Below are 19,151 nucleotides of genomic sequence, written 5' to 3'. Positions count from 1 at the left end.
TATCCTTTCAATCACTTGAGTTCATCGGTTCGACCACAACCCTACGCCATCGTGCCTCGTTTGCCACACAATCGCATCGTCGAGGCGCCACTATAAATGAAGCACACGCCTTTGTAGCAGCTGGCGCAGCCTGCGTTCGGCTGCGAAGCAGTCGTAAAACCTGAGCGCGAGATCTTTCTGAAACACCGCATCGACTGATTTGACGACTGCTCCGCAGCCGAACGCAGGCTTCGCCAGCTGCTACAAGTATTGCGTACCGCGGCGAGCCTATGCGACCAGCCAGTCAGAAACTGAATGTTGCCGCTTTGCAGATTATTGACACACGACGCTCATGGGATTGAAAAGAGGTGCTAGCATAGAGCCACCAGTCGATCTCAGCATGCACCCTAACTAGTAGTCAGGATATGACCGAGCCAGAAGACCCCAGCCGTGAGCGCCTCAAGCACCACTTTGCCCAGCGGGTAATTCATCAGGCACGTCAAATTCTTGAGATATGGCAGCGCCTGCAACGCAGCGAGTGGTCCACCACCGATTTGTCGGAACTGAGCGAGGCCAACCTGCGCCTGCTGCGCTTTGCCGAGCGTTTCGAACAACCGGAACACACTCAACTGGCGCGCCACATCGGCCTGTCGCTGGAGGCGGTCGACGCCAATCGCGGACGCCTGAGCAGCGGCCTGATCACTGACCTCAATCGCTTGATGCAACGCCTGTCGCGCACCGGCCTGCGCCACGGCGACCAGCTCGAACAAACCTTCCTGCCGCCGTTGCGCAAGCCGATCTACGTGATGCTGCAGGATCACGACCGCGCCGAGCGCCTGGCCAAGCAGCTGGAGTTTTTCGGGCTCAGCGCCCAATCCCTGGACAGTGTGGCGGCGTTTCGCTCCTCAATGGTCGAGCGTCTACCCGCGGCAATCGTCATGGACGTGGACTTCAGTGGCACCGGCATCGGCCTGAAACTGGCCGCCGAGGCCCAGGTCGGACTGGACGAGCCTTTACCGCTGCTGTTCTTCAGTTTGCACGAGACCGACACCCCGACCCGCCTCGCCGCCGTGCGTGCCGGCGGCCAGGAATTCCTCACCGGCACTCTCGAAGCCTCGAGCCTGCTGGAGAAGATCGAAGTCCTGACCTGTGTCGCCCAGTACGAACCGTATAAAGTGCTGATCATCGACGACTCCCGCGCCCAGGCCTTGCACACCGAGCGTTTGCTGAACAGCGCCGGGATCGTCACGCGCACCTTGATCGACCCGATTCAGGCCATGGCCGAACTGGCGGACTTTCAGCCGGACCTGATCATCCTCGACATGTACATGCCGACCTGCACCGGCACGGAACTGGCCAAAGTGATCCGGCACAACGACCGCTACGTCAGCGTGCCGATCATTTACCTGTCGGCCGAAGACGACCTGGACAAGCAGCTCGACGCCATGAGCGAAGGCGGCGACGACTTCCTGACCAAACCGATCAAGCCGCGGCACCTGATTACCACCGTGCGCAACCGCGCGGCGCGGGCGCGCAATCTGAAAGCGCGGATGGTCCGCGACAGCCTGACCGGTCTGTACAACCACACCCACATCCTGCAATTGCTCGAAGACTGCAGCTTCCGCGCCCGCCGCGAGAGCAAGCCCCTGAGCTTTGCGATGCTCGACATCGACCACTTCAAACGGGTCAACGACAGCCACGGCCACCCCATGGGCGACCGCGTCATCAAGAGCCTGGCGCTGTTCCTCAAGCAGCGGTTGCGCAAGACCGACTTCATCGGCCGCTACGGCGGTGAAGAGTTCGCCATTGTCATGCCGGACACCGATCTCGAAGCGGCCCACAAAGTGCTCGATGAAATCCGCCAGCGCTTTGCTGAAATACACTACCCGGCCCAGCCCCAGGATTTGTGGTGCACGTTCAGTGCCGGGGTGGTGGAGCTGTGCGACCACTCTGACAGCCTGATGATGGCCAGCCAGGCCGACGAAGCGCTGTACCGCGCCAAGGACGGTGGACGTAACCGTGTGCAGGCGGCGCGGACGTCAAAGCAAAGTGCCACTTTTTCATCGGAATGGACCCATTCGGTCATAACCCTGTAATAGAAACGCAATAACTTCAGGCGCTTACCATTCTGCCGTTGGTAGACCCGTGATGCGCCTTAAGCTGCTGACCAATCTCAACACCCTCCTTTTAGTCGCCGTGTGCGTCGCCCTTGGCGCGACGCTCTGGTGGTCGCAAAAAGCCCTCGAACGCCCTTATCTGCTGATGGAGCGTTACCTGGGGCTGTCCCAGCAATTTCAGAATGAAGTGGCGCGCAACGTCGAGGACTACCTCGCCAGCGGCGATGCCCTGCGCCTGAGCAGCGCCAGCCAGGCCATTGACAGCCTGCAAAAGGAACTCGGTGAACTGCCGCCGGCCTTGGCCGACACGTTGCGTCCGAGCCTGTCGAACCTGAATGAATTCAGCAAAACCGACCTGCTGGCCGCCGGTAAACTCGCCGGTGATCCTCAGGCGCTGTTGCTGCAAGCCGAACGCGAACTCGGCGCCAGTCTTGACCAGCTCAGCCAATACGCCAGCGGCAACGCGGCGTACCTCGCGCCTTTGCTCGCCGCGTCCCAGCACTTGGGCAAACTGTCGTTGGCCCGGGACAAACTGGTCAGCAGCGGTCGCAGTGAATTGGCCGCCGATGTCGAACGCGAAGTCGCCAGCATCCGCGCGCAGTCCGAGCTGATCGGCGCCTTGCCACTGCTCGGCGTGGCCGCCAGCAATGAATCCGGCACCGATGATTTCGCGGCGATGATGGGATTGGATAGCAGCGAAAAAGCTGTCGCCGAAGATGCCGGCGTCGGCCTCAAGCGGGAACTCAACAGCCTGCTGACGCGCTACCCCGCTGAGCTGGCGCGGACCCGGGATCAGATCCAGAAACGCACCGACCTCAGCACGGCGACGCACCTGAAAATCGCCGACGTGCAGCAGGCCATCGCAGGGCTGGAGCCGGTGGTCCGCGCCCAGCACGGGCAGATCCAGGGCGAAGTGCGCTTGATGCAGGGCGTGATGATCGGCCTGATTCTGCTGATCGCCTTGTTGATCGACACCTTGCAACGGAAACTGGCCCGGACGCTGACCAACCTCGCCCCCGCCCTTTCGACCTGGGCCGAAGGCGACTTCAGCCAGGACATTCAACTGGGCAAAACCAATCGCGAACTGCACGACATTGAAGCGTCGCTCAATCGCATGCGTGCGTACCTGGTGGACCTGGTGGGGACCATTCGCCTGAATGCCGAGCAGGTCGCCGGCAGCAGCCGCACCCTGGCCGAGTTGAGCAACGACTTGCACAGCGGCGCCGAACACCAGGCCGGCGACACCGCGCTGATCCGTGACTCTCTCGGCGAACTGGAGGCGACGATTCAACAAGTCGCCGGCGATGCCAGCCAGGCCGCCGACGCCAGTCGCCATGCCGGTCTAGCGGTCGAGCACGGACAGAAAGTCATTGGCCTGAGCCTCACCGGCCTGCACGCGCTGGTGGGTGAAGTGCAGGGCAATGCGCAGATGATCGAGCACCTGGCTGAAGAGTCGGCGACCATCGGCGGCGTGCTGACGGTGATCCGCTCGATTGCCGACCAGACCAACCTGCTGGCCCTGAACGCCGCCATCGAAGCCGCCCGCGCCGGGGAAATGGGTCGCGGGTTTGCGGTGGTAGCGGAAGAGGTTCGCTCACTGGCGCAACGTACGGCGGGTGCCACGGCCGAGATCCAGACGTTGATCGCCGGCCTGCAAACCGCCGCACGGCAATCGGTGGAAGGCATGCGCGCCCAGGTCGAACACGCCGAAGCCACGGCCAACCAGGCTCAGGCGGCCGACGGCGCTTTGGATAAAATCGTCGGGGCGATCCAGACCATCTCCGACACCGCGGTGCGCATTGCCGATGTCACGGCGCAGCAGAGTGGTGCGGTCAGTGAGATTCGCGATCACAGCGAGCGGATTCATCAATTGGGTGGGGATAACTTGCTGCGCATCGGCGAGGGACGTGTGCAGGGGGAGAACTTGTTGGTGCTGGGTGGGCGACTGCATACAGCCGTTCAAGCCTTCCGCGTCTGATGGCTTACTGATGATCGTTCCCACGCTCTGCGTGGGAATGCCTCAATGGAAGCTCTGCGTCCGCTTTTGGGACGCGGAGCGTCCCGGGCTGCATTCCCACGCGGAGCGTGGGAACGATCAAAAACGCCCCGCCCTGCACACCCGGCCGACGTCCGCTATCATGCCCCCTATTCCGATACGCGAGATTGTCATGCGCCGTTTGCTCTGCCTGCTGCTTTTAGTACTCGCCCTGCCGGCCACCGCCGCCGGGTTGCTGGAGAGTCGGCCCAGTTCCACCCTGGGTTCGATCAACAACAGCGCCGACTTCCTGCCGGTGCGCGAGGCATTTCAGCTGAGCCTGGTCGACAGCACGCCGCAATCGATCAAGCTGCGTTTTGTCGCGACCGAGGGTTACTACCTTTATCGGCATCGCTTTCAGTTTCGTGCCGAGCCAGCCGAGGTTGTCCTGGGCGCGGCGCAATTGCCCAAGGGCGAGCAAAAGCACGATGAGTACTTTGGCGATGTCGAGGTCTATCACGGCATTCTCGACGTCGAAGTGCCGCGCACCGATCCGCGCGCCTTCACATTAGCTGTGACCTATCAGGGCTGCGCCGACAAAGGCCTGTGTTATCCACCGGAAACCGAACGCCTGAACATTGATGGCATTGGCGCACCGACGCCCACCACGGTACAGAGCTGGAGCTGGCGCGAGCTCGCCTTGTTCTTTCTCGCAGGCCTGGGTTTGACCTTCACCCCTTGTGTGCTGCCAATGCTGCCAATCCTCTCCGGCGTGGTATTGCGCGGTCAGGTTGGCGGGTTGCGCGGCTTCAATCTGTCGCTCGCTTACGTACTGCCAATGGCCATCTGCTTCGCCCTGCTGGGAGCGTTGATGGGGATGTTCGGCGCTCAGCTCAACCTTCAGGCGCGCCTGCAATCGGCATGGGTGCTGGTGCCGTTCGCGATGTTTTTTGCGGTGTTTGCCCTGGCGATGTTCGGCGTGTTCGAACTCAAGTTGCCACAGGTCATCAGCAGTCGCCTGGACCGGATCGCCGGGCGCACCCAAGGCGGATCGCTGTGGGGCGCCGCAGTATTGGGCGTGGTTTCGAGCTTGCTGGTGTCGCCCTGCGTTTCGGCGCCGCTGGCCGGTGCATTGCTCTATATCAGCGCCAGCGGCGATGCGCTGGGGGGCGGATTGAAACTATTCATGCTCGGCCTCGGCATGGGCGCACCGCTGCTGCTCGCGGCCACCGGCGGTGCAGCCTGGCTGCCGAAAAGCGGGCCGTGGCTGGTCTATGTGAAGAACGCGATTGGCGTGTTGTTGCTGGGATTGGCGATCGGGCTGGTCAGTCGCGTATTGCCGGGCCAGATCACCTTGCTGCTGATCGGCTTGCTGGCCGGTGGCGTCGGCTTGTTCATGGGCGCGCTGGAATTCGTCTACAAACCTCCGCGAAAACGCCTCGGCCAATTGCTCGGAATGTTCCTGCTGTTTTACGCACTGGCCTGTTGGTTCGGGGCGTTCAGCGGTCAGACCGACCCGCTCAACCCGATTGGCCAGCCGCGCATTGTTGCCGGCAATGAACCGTTGCAAAACACCAGCGCCTGGCAAACCATCACTACCCCGGCGGACCTGGACCGGGTCCTCGCCGATGCAAAATCTTCAGGCACCCCGCTGCTGCTCGACTGGTACGCCGACTGGTGCATCAGCTGCAAAGTCATCGAACGGGAAGTGCTTAACGACGCCACGGTCATCGAACGTTTGAAAGGCTATCGCCTCGTGCGCTTCGACATCACCGCCAGCAATGCCGAGCAGCGTGCACTGCTCGATCGCTACAAACTGTTCGGCCCTCCGGCCCTGATGTTTTTCGGCAAGGACGGTGTCGAACGCGCCGATGTGCGAGTGATCGGAGAGGTCAACGCGACAGACTTCGCCGAACGTGTTGCCAAAGCAAATGACCGGATTTAATCACGCGGTCACATATTTCGCGCAAACATCGGCCATCGTGCTGGCTATTGCATAGAACTGGACAGTCACAAAGGCTTTGCGGCATAGTCGCCGGGTTCTGACAATTGCACACAGATAACAAGGAACAGCAGATGGCGACGCTATTGGTTCTGCACGGACCCAACCTGAACTTGCTCGGCACCCGTGAACCGGGCACCTATGGCGCTACGACGCTGGAGCAGATCAACCAGGACCTGGAACGCCGTGCCCGTGAAGCCGGCCATCATTTGCTGTACCTGCAAAGCAACGCCGAGTACGAATTGATCGACCGCATCCACGCCGCGAAAGGCGAAGGTGTGGACTTCATTCTGATCAACCCAGCAGCTTTTACGCACACAAGTGTCGCATTACGTGACGCGCTGCTGGCGGTGAGCATCCCATTCATCGAAGTGCATTTGTCTAACGTGCACAAACGCGAACCTTTCCGCCATCACTCTTACTTCTCCGATGTAGCGGTGGGAGTGATCTGCGGCCTTGGCGCCAGCGGTTATCGACTGGCCCTGGAGGCCGCCCTGGAACAGCTTGAAAGACCGGCAACGGCTTGAATAACAAGCGTAACGCCCCTGACCGACCCTTGGGAGTTGATGATTCATGGATATCCGTAAAGTTAAGAAACTGATCGAATTGCTGGAAGAGTCCGGCATCGACGAGCTCGAGATCAAGGAAGGCGAAGAGTCCGTACGCATCAGCCGTCATAGCAAGACCCCGGCTCAGCAGTACTACGCACCGGCTCCAATGCATGCTCCGGCTCCAGCGCCAGTTGCTGCCGCCCCGGTTGCCGCTGCAGCGCCTGCTGCTCCGGCCGCGCCAGTGCTGAACGGCACCGTTGCCCGTTCGCCGATGGTCGGCACCTTCTATCGCAAGTCTTCGCCAAGCTCGCCGTCCTTCGTTGAAGTCGGCCAGACCGTGAAGAAAGGCGACACTCTGTGCATCGTCGAAGCCATGAAGATGATGAACCACATCGAAGCTGAAACCAGCGGTGTGATCGAATCCATCCTCGTCGAAGACGGCCAGCCGGTTGAGTACGACCAACCGCTGTTCACCATCGTTTGAACCGCGGAGAAACTTTGATGACTGCGAAGTTGGAAAAAGTTCTGATCGCCAACCGCGGTGAGATCGCCCTGCGGATTCTGCGTGCCTGCAAAGAGATGGGCATCAAGACTGTCGCCGTTTACTCCAAGGCCGACAAAGAGCTGATGCACCTGGGTCTGGCAGACGAATCCGTCTGCATCGGTCCGGCCTCGGCCGCACACTCTTACCTGCACATTCCGGCCATCATCGCTGCGGCTGAAGTGACCGGCGCCACCGCCATTCACCCTGGCTACGGTTTCCTTGCGGAAAACGCTGATTTCGCTGAACAGGTCGAGAATTCCGGCTTCGCGTTCATTGGCCCGAAAGCCGACACCATTCGCCTGATGGGCGACAAGGTTTCGGCCAAGCACGCCATGATCGCTGCAGGCGTTCCAACCGTTCCGGGCTCCGACGGCCCACTGCCTGAAGACGAAGAAACCGCTCTGCGCATCGGTCGCGAAGTCGGTTACCCGGTGATCATCAAAGCCGCTGGCGGCGGTGGTGGTCGTGGCATGCGCGTTGTGCATAAAGAAGAAGACCTGATCTCCTTCGCCAAACTGACCCGCACCGAAGCAGGCGCGGCGTTTGGCAACCCGATGGTCTATCTGGAAAAATTCCTGACCAACCCACGTCACGTGGAAGTTCAGGTACTTTCCGATGGCCAGGGCCACGCCATCCATCTGGGCGACCGCGATTGCTCGCTGCAACGTCGTCACCAGAAGGTTCTTGAAGAAGCGCCGGCACCGGGCATCGACGAGAAGGCTCGCGCTGAAGTCCTCGCACGCTGCGTCAAGGCGTGCATCGACATCAACTACCGTGGCGCGGGTACTTTCGAGTTCCTGTACGAGAACGGCGCGTTCTATTTCATCGAAATGAACACCCGCGTTCAGGTTGAGCACCCGGTTTCGGAAATGGTCACCGGCATCGACATCGTCAAGGAGATGCTCAGCATCGCCGCTGGCAACAAGTTGTCGTACACCCAGGAAGACGTGGTTATCCGCGGTCATGCTCTGGAATGCCGAATCAACGCCGAAGACCCGAAAACCTTCATGCCAAGCCCAGGCACGGTCAAGCATTTCCACGCTCCAGGCGGCAACGGCGTTCGCGTCGATTCGCACCTGTACAGCGGTTATGCCGTTCCGCCGAACTACGATTCGTTGATCGGCAAGCTGATCACCTACGGCGCAACCCGTGACGAAGCGTTGGCACGCATGCGCAATGCGCTGGACGAAATCGTTGTCGACGGGATCAAGACCAACATCCCGCTGCACCGCGACCTGGTCCGCGATGAAGGCTTCTGCAAAGGTGGGATCAACATCCACTACCTGGAACACAAGCTGGCTGGCGAGAAGCACTAAGCTTTAGCCCGATCAACAAAGCCGCCCTCGGGCGGCTTTGTTGTTTCTGGAGGTTTCATTCTGCCCCTCTTGTAGCAGCTGGCGAAGCCTGCGTCCGGCTGCGAAGCAGTCGTGAATGCTAGCGACGCGGTATTTCAGGTAGACCGTGCACTCAGGTTTTACGACTGCTTCGCAGCCGGACGCAGGCTTCGCCAGCTGCTACAGGGGGGCGTTGCAACCGGGCTTCTGTGTTCGGAGGCACCGACTCCCACAAAAGCTTCGCGCTCGCGTAAACTTGCGCGCTTCTCGCAGCCCGCTAGGCTGCAATCAATATTTTTCAAAGGTGCCCGCCATGCCTTGGCTGCAAGTCCGTCTCGCCATCAGCCCAGAACAAGCCGAAACCTACGAAGACGCTTTCCTCGAAGTGGGCGCCGTGTCGGTGACCTTCATGGACGCCGAAGACCAGCCGATCTTCGAACCCGAACTCAACACCACGCCGCTGTGGTCGCACACGCACCTGCTGGCCCTGTTCGAAGGTGGCACCGAAGCCGCCAGCGTGCTGGCCCACCTTGAGCTGCTGACCGGCAACCCACTGCCGGAGCATCACAGCGAAATCATCGAAGACCAGGACTGGGAACGCAGCTGGATGGACGATTTCCAGCCCATGCGCTTCGGTCAACGCCTGTGGATCGTTCCAAGCTGGCACGCGGCCCCTGAACCCGACGCCGTGAACATTCTGCTGGACCCGGGCCTGGCGTTCGGTACCGGCACGCACCCGACCACCGCGCTGTGCCTGGAATGGCTCGACGGTCAGGACCTCAAAGACTGCAACGTGCTCGATTTCGGTTGCGGCTCGGGGATTCTGGCGATTGCCGCCCTGTTGCTGGGCGCCAAGGAAGCTGTCGGCACAGACATAGACGTGCAAGCCCTGGAAGCCTCCCGCGACAACGCCGGGCGCAACAACATCGCCGACGCACTCTTCCCGCTGTATCTGCCGGAAGACCTGCCGCAGGTTCAGGCCGACGTGCTGGTGGCCAACATTCTTGCCGGCCCGCTGGTTTACCTGGCGCCGCAATTGTCCAGCCTGGTCAAACCCGGTGGTCGTCTGGCGCTTTCGGGCATCCTCGCCGAGCAAGGTGAAGAAGTGGCCAAAGCCTACGCCCAGGACTTCGATCTGGACCCGATCGCCAATCGCGATGGCTGGGTGCGCATCACTGGCCGTCGGCGCTAGAATGAGCGCCTGCATAAACCGGATCGCCGCATGACCGACAGCTTCGTCACCCAGTGCCCGCATTGCCAAACCAGCTTCCGCGTCAGCCATGCTCAATTGAGCGTGGCCCGCGGAGTGGTTCGTTGCGGCTCATGCTTGCAGGTGTTCAACGCTGCCAGGCAGTTGCTTGAGCAGCGGGCCGACAAGGAAGCCGTCACACCTGCAGCCCCGGCCATTGTCGAGCCGCCAGCACCGCGCGCTATCAGCCAGAAGCAGTGGTCCGCCACGGAAATGGATCTGGATAGCCTGGACCTGGACGAAGAACTCGCCCGGCTTGAGCAACGGGAAATCCAGCCGACCACCGAATTCGGCCGGCACCGCGAAAACGGTCTCAGTGCTCGGCGCGACTCTGCCGAGCACGACGATGAACCCTGGTCCGACAGCCTCTTCAGCGAATCGGCGGCCGATCGCGCCCAGGCGGTCGAAGCCGACCAACGGGAAACGCAGCCAGAACCGGTCAAGCACTCGCGCACCGAACCTTCGTTCTCGCTGGAACCGGTTGATCCGGACGACGAGCCTCAGGTGCCGCAACTGCGCCTGAATGACCCGCTCGACATGCCCCTGCGCCATGATCGCCTGTCGGCAACCGATGCACCTGACGACGACTTGCCCCCGATTGCCCCGCTGCGCAAGCGACACGAACGCAGCGAGTCAACCGAACGTGCTGAGGCGTTGCAGGACCTGTCCGACGACCCGCTGCAACTGGACTGGCAAAGACGTCGCTCCCCCTGGGGCCGGCGGCTTTTCTGGCTGCTACTGGTGCTGCTCGGCGCTGTCGCACTCGCCGGACAATACATCGCTTATCACTTCGACGAACTGGCGCGTCAGGACCAATACCGTCCGTGGTTCCAGCAACTGTGCCCGCAAATCGGTTGCACCGTTCCATCGAAGGTTGATATCGCGAAAATCAAAAGCAGCAACCTGGTGGTCCGCAGTCACCCTGAATTCAACGGTGCGCTGGTGGTCGATGCGATCATCTACAACCGTGCGCCCTTCTCCCAGCCCTTCCCGCTGCTGGAACTGCGCTTCGCCGACCTTAACGGCCACCTGATCGCCAGCCGTCGTTTCAAGCCCGGCGAGTACCTCAACGGTGACCTCGAGGGCATGGCGGAGATGCCGCCGCAAACACCGATCCACATCGCACTGGATATCCTCGATCCAGGCTCCAAAGCGGTGAATTACAGCCTGAGCTTCCATTCGCCCGAGTGAAACGCTTCAGTGTTACGGCTTTGACGGCGTATTTCTGACTTCGACCGCTCATACCAAACCGCTGGCGATAACAGAATTACTGTTCAGATTTTGTTCAATTCAGCCTTTATCCAGTCATCGAGAGCGGGTATCATGCCAACCCTTTTTCGAACTCTCATGATCCGGCCCCACAACAGGGAAGTCCTATGTCGGCGGTACGCATCGGTCCATATACATTGCACAACGGCTTGATTCTCGCCCCCATGGCGGGCGTCACCGACCAGCCCTTTCGTCAGCTGTGCAAGCGACTGGGCGCAGGGCTTGTAGTCTCGGAAATGGTCACCAGCGACATGAGCTTGTGGAACACCCGCAAATCACGGATGCGCATGATCCACGAAGGTGATCCCGAGCCACGCTCGGTCCAGATCGCCGGGGGTGATGCACAGATGCTGGCGGATGCGGCCCGGGCCAACGTCGAACTGGGCGCACAGATTATTGACATCAACATGGGCTGTCCGGCGAAGAAGGTCTGCAACAAGGCCGCCGGCTCCGCCCTGTTGAAGGATGAAGCATTGGTCACCGAGATCCTGCAGGCCGTGGTGGCTGCGGTTGATGTGCCGGTCACCTTGAAGATCCGTACCGGCTGGGACCGGGACAACAAGAACGGCCTGACGGTGGCGAAGATCGCCGAGCAGGCAGGCATTACGGCGTTGGCGGTTCATGGCCGTACCCGTGCCGATCTGTACACCGGTGAAGCCGAGTACGACACCATCGCCGCGATCAAGCAGGCGGTGTCGATGCCGGTCTTTGCCAATGGCGATATCGATTCACCCGAGAAGGCCCGGTACGTGCTCGACGCGACCGGTGCCGATGGCCTGCTGGTAGGCCGGGCCGCCCAGGGGCGGCCGTGGATTTTTCGTGAGATCGATCATTTCCTGCGTACCGGCGAGAAACTCCCGGCGCTGGAACTGATCGAGGTGGAACGCATTCTGCTAGAGCATCTGGCTGCGCTGCACGTCTTCTATGGAGACGTCATGGGCGTGCGGATCGCTCGAAAGCATGTGGGCTGGTATCTCGCAACCTTGCCGGGCGCCAGGGAGTTTCGCGCCCACTTCAATCGTTTGGAAGATACGGAAGCACAATGCGCCAACGTTCAGGGCTTCTTCGCCGAACGTTACAAGAGCCTGACAGGGGACGGAGAAGGGGTGGCCGCATGACGATGATGACCGAGACTTTAGTGAGTGGAACAACACCCGTGAGCGACAACGTGAATTTGAAACAGCACCTCAATACGCCGAGCGAAGAAGGTCAGACCCTTCGCGGGAGTGTCGAGAAGGCGCTGCACAATTATTTCGCCCACCTTGAGGGCGCTGCCGTCACGGATGTGTACAACCTGGTGCTCTCCGAAGTCGAGGCGCCCCTGCTCGAGTGCGTGATGAACTACGTCAAGGGCAACCAGACCAAGGCCAGCGAGCTGCTCGGGCTGAACCGAGGCACGCTGCGCAAGAAACTCAAGCAGTACGATTTGCTGTAAGCATTCAATCAAACCAGAAAGGCGCCCGCGTAAAACCGGTCGCCTTTTTTGCTGACTCCTTTGCTTTTGATGGAAATTGAAATGACCGACCAGACTACCCGCCTGCCGATCCGCCGCGCCTTGATCAGCGTTTCCGACAAGACCGGGATCCTCGAATTCGCCAAGGAGCTCGAAGCCCTGGGTGTCGAGATCCTCTCCACCGGCGGAACGTTCAAGCTGCTGCGCGACAACGGTGTTGCCGCAGTGGAAGTCGCGGATTACACCGGTTTCGCAGAAATGATGGACGGTCGGGTAAAAACCCTGCACCCGAAAATCCACGGCGGGATCCTCGGTCGTCGCGGTATCGATGACGCCATCATGAACGAGCACGGCATCAAGCCGATCGATCTGGTGGCGGTCAACCTGTACCCGTTCGAAGCCACCATCAACAAGCCAGGCTGCGACCTGCCGACCGCGATCGAAAACATCGATATCGGCGGCCCGACCATGGTCCGTTCGGCAGCAAAAAACCATAAAGACGTGGCCATCGTGGTGAATGCCAGCGACTACGCCAGCGTCCTCGAAGGCCTGAAGGTCGGCGGCCTGACTTACGCTCAGCGTTTCGACCTGATGCTCAAGGCCTTCGAACACACCGCAGCCTACGACGGCATGATCGCCAACTACATGGGCACCGTGAACCAGGCCGCTGACACCCTCAGCACTGAAGGTCGCAGCGAGTTCCCGCGCACCTTCAACAGCCAGTTCGTCAAGGCGCAGGAAATGCGCTACGGCGAGAACCCGCACCAGAGCGCGGCGTTCTATGTGGAAGCCAAGCCTGCCGAAGTCGGCATCGCCACCGCGACCCAACTGCAAGGCAAAGAACTGTCGTACAACAACGTGGCCGACACCGACGCCGCGCTGGAATGCGTGAAGAGCTTCGTCAAACCCGCCTGCGTGATCGTCAAACACGCCAACCCGTGCGGCGTTGCAGTCAGCCCGGACGCCGAAGGCGGTATCCGTCAGGCCTACGAACTGGCCTACGCCACCGACACCGAATCCGCGTTCGGCGGCATCATCGCGTTCAACCGTGAACTGGATGCTGAAACCGCCAAGGCCATCGTCGAGCGTCAGTTCGTCGAAGTGATCATCGCGCCAAGCGTCAGCGAAGAAGCCCGCGCCATTGTGGCTGCTAAAGCCAACGTGCGCCTGCTGGCCTGCGGCGAGTGGTCGGCTGATCGCGCCGCTGCCTGGGACTACAAACGAGTCAACGGTGGTTTGCTGGTACAAAGCCGCGATGTCGGCATGATCGGCAGCGAAGACCTGAAAGTCGTGACCAAACGTGCGCCGACCGAACAGGAAATCAACGACCTGATCTTCGCCTGGAAAGTCGCCAAGTACGTTAAATCCAACGCCATTGTCTACGCCAAGAACCGTCAGACCATCGGCGTCGGCGCTGGCCAGATGAGCCGCGTGAACTCCGCGCGTATCGCCGCGATCAAGGCTGAACACGCCGGTTTGCAAGTGGCAGGCTCGGTGATGGCATCCGACGCGTTCTTCCCGTTCCGTGACGGCCTGGACAATGCGGCCAAGGTCGGCATCACTGCGGTGATCCAGCCGGGTGGTTCGATGCGTGATGCGGAAGTGATTGCAGCTGCTGACGAAGCCGGCATCGCCATGGTATTCACCGGCATGCGCCACTTCCGTCATTGATTCAACTCGATCCAAATGTGGGAGCTGGCCTGCCAGCGATAGCATCTCCTCGGTCTAACTGATGAACCGAGTCGCCTGCATCGCCGGCAGGCCAGCTCCCACAGAAAAGCAGCTTCAGCGCTGCCCACAGAATTAGCGTCATCCGAGGTTTTTAAAATGAATGTTTTGATCATTGGCAGCGGTGGCCGTGAACACGCACTGGCCTGGAAAGTGGCTCAGGATCCGCGTGTGCAGAAAGTGTTTGTTGCCCCGGGCAACGCCGGCACCGCCACTGAAGCCAAGTGCGAGAACGTCGCAATCGACGTATTGGCCCTTGAGCAGCTGGCCGACTTTGCCGAGAAGAACGTTTCCCTGACCATCGTTGGCCCGGAAGTGCCGCTGGTCGCCGGTGTTGTCGATCTGTTCCGCTCCCGCGGCCTGGATTGCTTCGGCCCGACGGCCGGTGCTGCGCAGCTGGAAGGTTCGAAAGCCTTCACCAAGGACTTCCTGGCACGCCACAAGATCCCGACGGCCGATTACCAGAACTTCACCGAGATCGAGCCAGCCTTGGCTTATCTGCGTGAAAAAGGCGCGCCAATCGTGATCAAGGCCGATGGCCTGGCCGCCGGCAAAGGTGTGATCGTCGCCATGACCCTGCGCGACGCCGAAGACGCCGTGCGCGATATGCTCGCAGGCAACGCTTTTGGCGACGCCGGTTCACGCGTTGTGATCGAAGAATTCCTCGACGGCGAAGAAGCCAGTTTCATCGTCATGGTCGACGGCAAGAATGTGTTGCCGATGGCCACCAGCCAGGACCACAAACGCGTCGGCGACGGCGACACCGGCCCGAACACTGGCGGCATGGGTGCCTACTCCCCTGCCCCGGTCGTGACCGCTGAAGTGCACAAGCGCGTCATGGACCTGGTGATCTGGCCGACCGTGCGCGGCATGGCCGATGAAGGCAATGTCTACACCGGTTTCCTGTATGCCGGTCTGATGATCGACAAGGCTGGTAACCCAAAAGTTATCGAGTTCAACTGCCGTTTCGGTGATCCTGAGACCCAACCGGTGATGCTGCGTTTGCAGTCGAGCCTGGTGTTGCTGGTCGAAGCGGCCCTGGCGCAAGCCCTGGACAAGGTCGAAGCACAATGGGATCCGCGTCCGAGCGTCGGCATCGTGCTGGCGGCGGGCGGCTATCCTGGTGACTACGCTAAAGGCATTGCCATCAACGGTCTCGATGCAGCTGCCGCACTGGAAGGCAAAGTCTTCCACGCAGGTACTGCACTAAAAGACGGTCAAGTGGTGACGGCCGGTGGCCGGGTGCTTTGCGCAACCGCCATGGGCGCCAGCGTTGATGCTGCCCAGCAGCAGGCTTACAAGCTGGCGGCCAAAATTGATTGGGAAGGCTGTTTCTATCGCAAGGACATTGGCTACCGTGCCATTGCCCGTGAGCGCGGCGAAAATCAGGAATAAGCGATCCGTTCGGCAGGGCTTGGGCTTCAGGCCCTTGCCGGACTGTTCCGGCGCCGCGCATAGTTATAATCTGGCATCAACCTACGAAGGGATTTCGCCGTGCGCTGGCTCAGGATTGCCATAGGTTTCACTGTCACGCTGCTGACCTTGCTCTGCATGCTCCCGGCACAGGCCGCGCAAGGCAGTGGTTGGGCGGTATTGCTTGACGAACAGGGCGACCTGCAGCTGAGCGATATCCGCTCATCTCGCTACACCAATCAATTCAGCCCCACCGAACTCGATCGCCTCACCGCGGCCGAGCCCGATGGCGCGTTGTGGCTGCGTTTCCGGCTGGCGCCCGGCAAGCACGAGCAATTGCTGCGAGTGTTCGCCCCCGACCTGTCGCGCCTCAATCTGTATGTGCTCGACGGCGACACGCTGATCGATCAATTGAACACCGGCACCGGCCAGCCCCAGGCTGACCGTCCCCTGCCCAGCAGCGATTTCATGTTACCGCTGCCGCAAAGCGACAAACCCCTCGACGTCTACCTGCGGCTGGTGTCCGAACACCAGTTGCGGCCGTACATCACCCTGCAATCGGCGATCATGACCGCGGCCAATCAGAACCAGATGCTGATTTACGGCCTGTTGTTCGGTTGCATCGGCATGCTGATCCTGCACAACCTCGTCCGCTATGCCTATACCCGCTCGCGCAGCAGCCTCTGGCTGGCCGGATGCGAAGCGTTGTTGATGCTCAGCCTGTTGCTGTTGCTGAATCTGGCAGGGCCCTGGCTACCCAACTGGCACGCAGTGCAGACGCCCGGCGCGTATCTTGCCTTGCTGATGACGGCGCCCTGCGGCCTGATGTTCGCCTATCGCTTCTTCGCCCCCCTCGGCTCGCATCCGCTGAACAAGCTGTTGCTGGGGGACATTCTATTCATCGTGGTCTGCGGCTTGCTGTTGTTGTTCGTCAACACACTGCCTTTGAACATCATTACCTACGCCCTGGTCGCACTCGCGGGCCTGAGCATGTTGTTCGTCGGCGCCTATCACTGGCAAAAGGGTTATCGCCCGGCGCGCCTGTTCGTGGCAGCGATGGTGGTGTTCAACATCGGCACGCTGATCATCTTGCCGGCGCTATTGGGGCTGACACTGGTCGCACCTCAAGGCTTGATCATGACGCTGCTGGCGTTCATCTGCATCAGTGGCCTGTTGATGAGCATTGCGTTGGGCGAACGCCAGCGCAGCATTACCGAAGACCGTTTCAGCGTCAGCCGCGATCTGGCAGCCAGCAACGCCGAGATCAACGCCAAGGCCGAGTTCCTGGCGAAGATCAGCCACGAAATCCGCACCCCGATGAACGGCGTGCTGGGCATGACCGAACTGCTGCTGGGCACACCGTTGTCGGTCAAGCAGCGTGACTATGTGCAGACCATCCACAGCGCCGGCAACGAACTGCTGACCCTGATCAACGAGATTCTCGACATCTCCAAGCTCGAGTCCGGGCAGATCGAACTGGACGACGTGCAGTTCGACCTCAACGCCTTGATCGAAGACTGCCTGAGCATCTTCCGCGCCAAGGCCGAACAGCAGAACGTCGAGCTGATCAGCTTCATCCAGCCGCAAGTGCCGCGTGTCATCAGCGGCGATCCGACGCGCCTGCGCCAGACCTTGCTGAGCCTGCTGGAAAACGCCCTGAAGAAAACCGACGAGGGCGAGATCCTGATTGTCGTCGCCCTCGACGAACGCAGTGCCAAACCGCGCCTGCGCATTGCCGTGCAGGACAGCGGCGTGCCGATGGAGGCCGAAGAACGCGACGCGCTGATGCACGCCGAACTGCACAGCAAGCACTTCCTCTCGGCGACCAGTCTGGGCGGCAATCTGGGGCTGGTGATTGCCCGTCAGCTGATCCGTTTGATGCAAGGGGAATTCGGCATCAAGAGCGGCGCCAACCAAGGCAGCACCTTGTGGCTGACCCTGCCCCTGGACCCTGATCGTCTCGAACACCCGACTTCCGACCTCGACGGTCCGCTGCAAGGTGCGCGCGTGCTGGTGGTGGACGATAACGACACCTGCCGCAAAGTGCTGGTGCAGCAATGCAGCGCCTGGGGCCTGAACGTCAGCGCCGTGCCATCCGGTAAAGAGGCGCTGGCGCTGCTGCGCACCAAGGCTCACCTGCGCGATTATTTCGACGTGGTCCTGCTGGATCAGAACATGCCCGGCATGACCGGCATGCAACTGGCGGCCAAGATCAAGGAAGACCCGAGCCTGAACCACGACATTCTGCTGATCATGCTCACCGGCATCAGTAACGCGCCGAGCAAGATCATCGCGCGCAACTCCGGGATCAAACGCATCCTCGCCAAACCGGTGGCCGGCTACACCCTCAAGACCACCCTGGCCGACGAGCTCAACCAACGCAACAAGGGCCCGGCCGTCTCGCCGCATTTGCCCACCGGCCCGACGCTTCCGGTCAAGGTCCCGAGTGATTTCCGTATCCTGGTGGCCGAGGACAACAACATCTCGACCAAGGTGATTCGCGGCATGCTCGGCAAGCTCAACCTGCAACCGGACACCGCCAGCAATGGCGAAGAAGCCTTGCAGGCCATGAAAGCCCAGCGTTATGACCTGGTCCTGATGGACTGTGAAATGCCGATCCTCGATGGCTTTTCTGCCACCCAGCAGCTACGTGCCTGGGAAGTCGGCAACCAGCGGATTCGCACGCCAGTGGTGGCGCTGACCGCACACATCCTGGCAGAGCATAAAGAGCGTGCACGCCAGGCCGGCATGGACGGGCACATGGCCAAACCGGTCGAACTGTCGCAGTTGCGCGATTTGATCGAGCACTGGGTTGCCCAGCGCGATCAACACAACCGGGCAGCGGCGCCTACCTCTTGAGCCGACAGACCCCGTAACGCCTGATAGACTCCCCCTCGACTTCCCCAGACTGTGAGCCTGCACCATGCTCCACGTGTTATTCAGCGTTTACCTGAAGATGCTGGTGCTCTACAGCCCGTTCTTCGTGTTGTCCTGCTTCATCAGCCTGACTCGCGGTTATTCACGCAAGGAACAGCGACGCCTGGCCTGGAAAGTGGCAACCGCCACACTGGTGTCCAGCATCTTGCTGTATCTGTTCGGGCGGGTAATTTTCAGTGTCTTCGGCATCACCGTGGACGCGTTCCGCATCGGTGCCGGCAGCGTGCTGTTTATCTCGGCGCTGGGCATGGCCCAGGGCAAGTCGGCGGTGCAGACTGACAACGTGCAGCAGGACGTGACCATCGTCCCGCTGACCATTCCATTGACGGTCGGCCCCGGCACCATTGGTGCCTTGCTGGTCATGGGCGTGAGCCAGCCGCATTGGGACGACAAACTCACGGCCATTCTCAGTATTGCCCTGGCCAGTTTTACGGTCGGCGTGGTGCTTTACCTGTCCAACCGTATCGAGCGGATTCTCGGAGACCAAGGCTTGCAGATTGTCAGCCGGTTGATGGGACTGTTCGTGTGCGCGCTGGCGGCACAGATTATCTTCACGGGCGTGAAAGGTTATCTGGTGCCGTAGTCAGCGAGGGAATGCAC

Annotated in this window: 14 protein-coding genes; all 14 read left to right on the top strand. The window is 60.8% G+C overall.

All coding sequences use genetic code 11. The annotated features are described in order from the left end of the window. Positions 1 to 404: 404 nt before the first annotated feature. The 14 genes from gcbA to ACA072_RS03065 all read left to right on the top strand — a co-directional run bounded on the left by gcbA (position 405) and on the right by ACA072_RS03065 (position 19,134). Positions 405 to 2,075 (top strand): diguanylate cyclase GcbA, encoded by a 1,671-nt coding sequence (gene gcbA, locus ACA072_RS03130; protein WP_109627786.1) that lies wholly within the window; start codon positions 405 to 407, stop codon positions 2,073 to 2,075. 52 nt (positions 2,076 to 2,127) lie between these two features. Beyond that, complete coding sequence (locus ACA072_RS03125) at positions 2,128 to 4,074, top strand: methyl-accepting chemotaxis protein (RefSeq protein WP_497623063.1); 1,947 nt, start codon at positions 2,128 to 2,130, stop codon at positions 4,072 to 4,074. A 190-nt stretch (positions 4,075 to 4,264) separates the two neighbouring features. After that, complete coding sequence (locus ACA072_RS03120) at positions 4,265 to 6,016, top strand: protein-disulfide reductase DsbD (RefSeq protein WP_497623061.1); 1,752 nt, start codon at positions 4,265 to 4,267, stop codon at positions 6,014 to 6,016. A 131-nt stretch (positions 6,017 to 6,147) separates the two neighbouring features. Next, positions 6,148 to 6,600, top strand: coding sequence for a type II 3-dehydroquinate dehydratase (aroQ, locus tag ACA072_RS03115; protein WP_497623059.1), 453 nt, complete (start codon positions 6,148 to 6,150; stop codon positions 6,598 to 6,600). 46 nt (positions 6,601 to 6,646) lie between these two features. Next, the gene (gene accB / locus ACA072_RS03110; protein WP_054044024.1) at positions 6,647 to 7,108 is read left to right on the top strand and encodes an acetyl-CoA carboxylase biotin carboxyl carrier protein; all 462 of its coding nucleotides are present in this window, start codon (positions 6,647 to 6,649) and stop codon (positions 7,106 to 7,108) included. Positions 7,109 to 7,125: 17 nt separating this feature from the next. Further along, entirely contained in the window at positions 7,126 to 8,484 is a 1,359-nt protein-coding gene (gene accC, locus ACA072_RS03105) for an acetyl-CoA carboxylase biotin carboxylase subunit (RefSeq protein ID WP_008153754.1), read from the top strand. A 331-nt stretch (positions 8,485 to 8,815) separates the two neighbouring features. Next, positions 8,816 to 9,694, top strand: coding sequence for a 50S ribosomal protein L11 methyltransferase (prmA, locus tag ACA072_RS03100; protein ID WP_497623057.1), 879 nt, complete (start codon positions 8,816 to 8,818; stop codon positions 9,692 to 9,694). A gap of 30 nt (positions 9,695 to 9,724) precedes the next feature. Beyond that, positions 9,725 to 10,942 (top strand): DUF3426 domain-containing protein, encoded by a 1,218-nt coding sequence (locus ACA072_RS03095; protein WP_497623055.1) that lies wholly within the window; start codon positions 9,725 to 9,727, stop codon positions 10,940 to 10,942. A 185-nt stretch (positions 10,943 to 11,127) separates the two neighbouring features. Further along, on the top strand, positions 11,128 to 12,138 hold the full coding sequence (gene dusB / locus ACA072_RS03090; protein ID WP_010463890.1) for a tRNA dihydrouridine synthase DusB: 1,011 nt from the start codon (positions 11,128 to 11,130) through the stop codon (positions 12,136 to 12,138). Beyond that, on the top strand, positions 12,135 to 12,455 hold the full coding sequence (fis, locus tag ACA072_RS03085) for a DNA-binding transcriptional regulator Fis (protein WP_007907419.1): 321 nt from the start codon (positions 12,135 to 12,137) through the stop codon (positions 12,453 to 12,455). The genes dusB and fis overlap by 4 nt, the downstream gene beginning before the upstream one ends. Before the next feature lie 81 nt (positions 12,456 to 12,536). Beyond that, positions 12,537 to 14,144 (top strand): bifunctional phosphoribosylaminoimidazolecarboxamide formyltransferase/IMP cyclohydrolase, encoded by a 1,608-nt coding sequence (gene purH, locus ACA072_RS03080; protein WP_497623052.1) that lies wholly within the window; start codon positions 12,537 to 12,539, stop codon positions 14,142 to 14,144. Between the two features lie 156 nt (positions 14,145 to 14,300). Beyond that, positions 14,301 to 15,596, top strand: coding sequence for a phosphoribosylamine--glycine ligase (gene purD / locus ACA072_RS03075; RefSeq protein ID WP_497623050.1), 1,296 nt, complete (start codon positions 14,301 to 14,303; stop codon positions 15,594 to 15,596). Between the two features lie 99 nt (positions 15,597 to 15,695). After that, complete coding sequence (locus tag ACA072_RS03070) at positions 15,696 to 18,473, top strand: hybrid sensor histidine kinase/response regulator (RefSeq protein WP_497623048.1); 2,778 nt, start codon at positions 15,696 to 15,698, stop codon at positions 18,471 to 18,473. 64 nt (positions 18,474 to 18,537) lie between these two features. Continuing rightward, complete coding sequence (locus ACA072_RS03065; RefSeq protein WP_008153762.1) at positions 18,538 to 19,134, top strand: MarC family protein; 597 nt, start codon at positions 18,538 to 18,540, stop codon at positions 19,132 to 19,134. Positions 19,135 to 19,151 lie beyond the last annotated feature (17 nt).

Source organism: Pseudomonas sp. LBUM1656, assembly GCF_059716065.1.
This window is presented reverse-complemented; position numbering and strand designations above follow the sequence as displayed.

What these genes read in the sequence shown, in the direction of transcription:
- gcbA (WP_109627786.1), top strand. Translation starts at nt 405, where the DNA reads ATGACCGAGCCAGAAGACCCCAGCCGTGAGCGCCTCAAGCACCACTTT.
- ACA072_RS03125 (WP_497623063.1), top strand. Translation starts at nt 2,128, where the DNA reads ATGCGCCTTAAGCTGCTGACCAATCTCAACACCCTCCTTTTAGTCGCC.
- ACA072_RS03120 (WP_497623061.1), top strand. Translation starts at nt 4,265, where the DNA reads ATGCGCCGTTTGCTCTGCCTGCTGCTTTTAGTACTCGCCCTGCCGGCC.
- aroQ (WP_497623059.1), top strand. Translation starts at nt 6,148, where the DNA reads ATGGCGACGCTATTGGTTCTGCACGGACCCAACCTGAACTTGCTCGGC.
- accB (WP_054044024.1), top strand. Translation starts at nt 6,647, where the DNA reads ATGGATATCCGTAAAGTTAAGAAACTGATCGAATTGCTGGAAGAGTCC.
- accC (WP_008153754.1), top strand. Translation starts at nt 7,126, where the DNA reads ATGACTGCGAAGTTGGAAAAAGTTCTGATCGCCAACCGCGGTGAGATC.
- prmA (WP_497623057.1), top strand. Translation starts at nt 8,816, where the DNA reads ATGCCTTGGCTGCAAGTCCGTCTCGCCATCAGCCCAGAACAAGCCGAA.
- ACA072_RS03095 (WP_497623055.1), top strand. Translation starts at nt 9,725, where the DNA reads ATGACCGACAGCTTCGTCACCCAGTGCCCGCATTGCCAAACCAGCTTC.
- dusB (WP_010463890.1), top strand. Translation starts at nt 11,128, where the DNA reads ATGTCGGCGGTACGCATCGGTCCATATACATTGCACAACGGCTTGATT.
- fis (WP_007907419.1), top strand. Translation starts at nt 12,135, where the DNA reads ATGACGATGATGACCGAGACTTTAGTGAGTGGAACAACACCCGTGAGC.
- purH (WP_497623052.1), top strand. Translation starts at nt 12,537, where the DNA reads ATGACCGACCAGACTACCCGCCTGCCGATCCGCCGCGCCTTGATCAGC.
- purD (WP_497623050.1), top strand. Translation starts at nt 14,301, where the DNA reads ATGAATGTTTTGATCATTGGCAGCGGTGGCCGTGAACACGCACTGGCC.
- ACA072_RS03065 (WP_008153762.1), top strand. Translation starts at nt 18,538, where the DNA reads ATGCTCCACGTGTTATTCAGCGTTTACCTGAAGATGCTGGTGCTCTAC.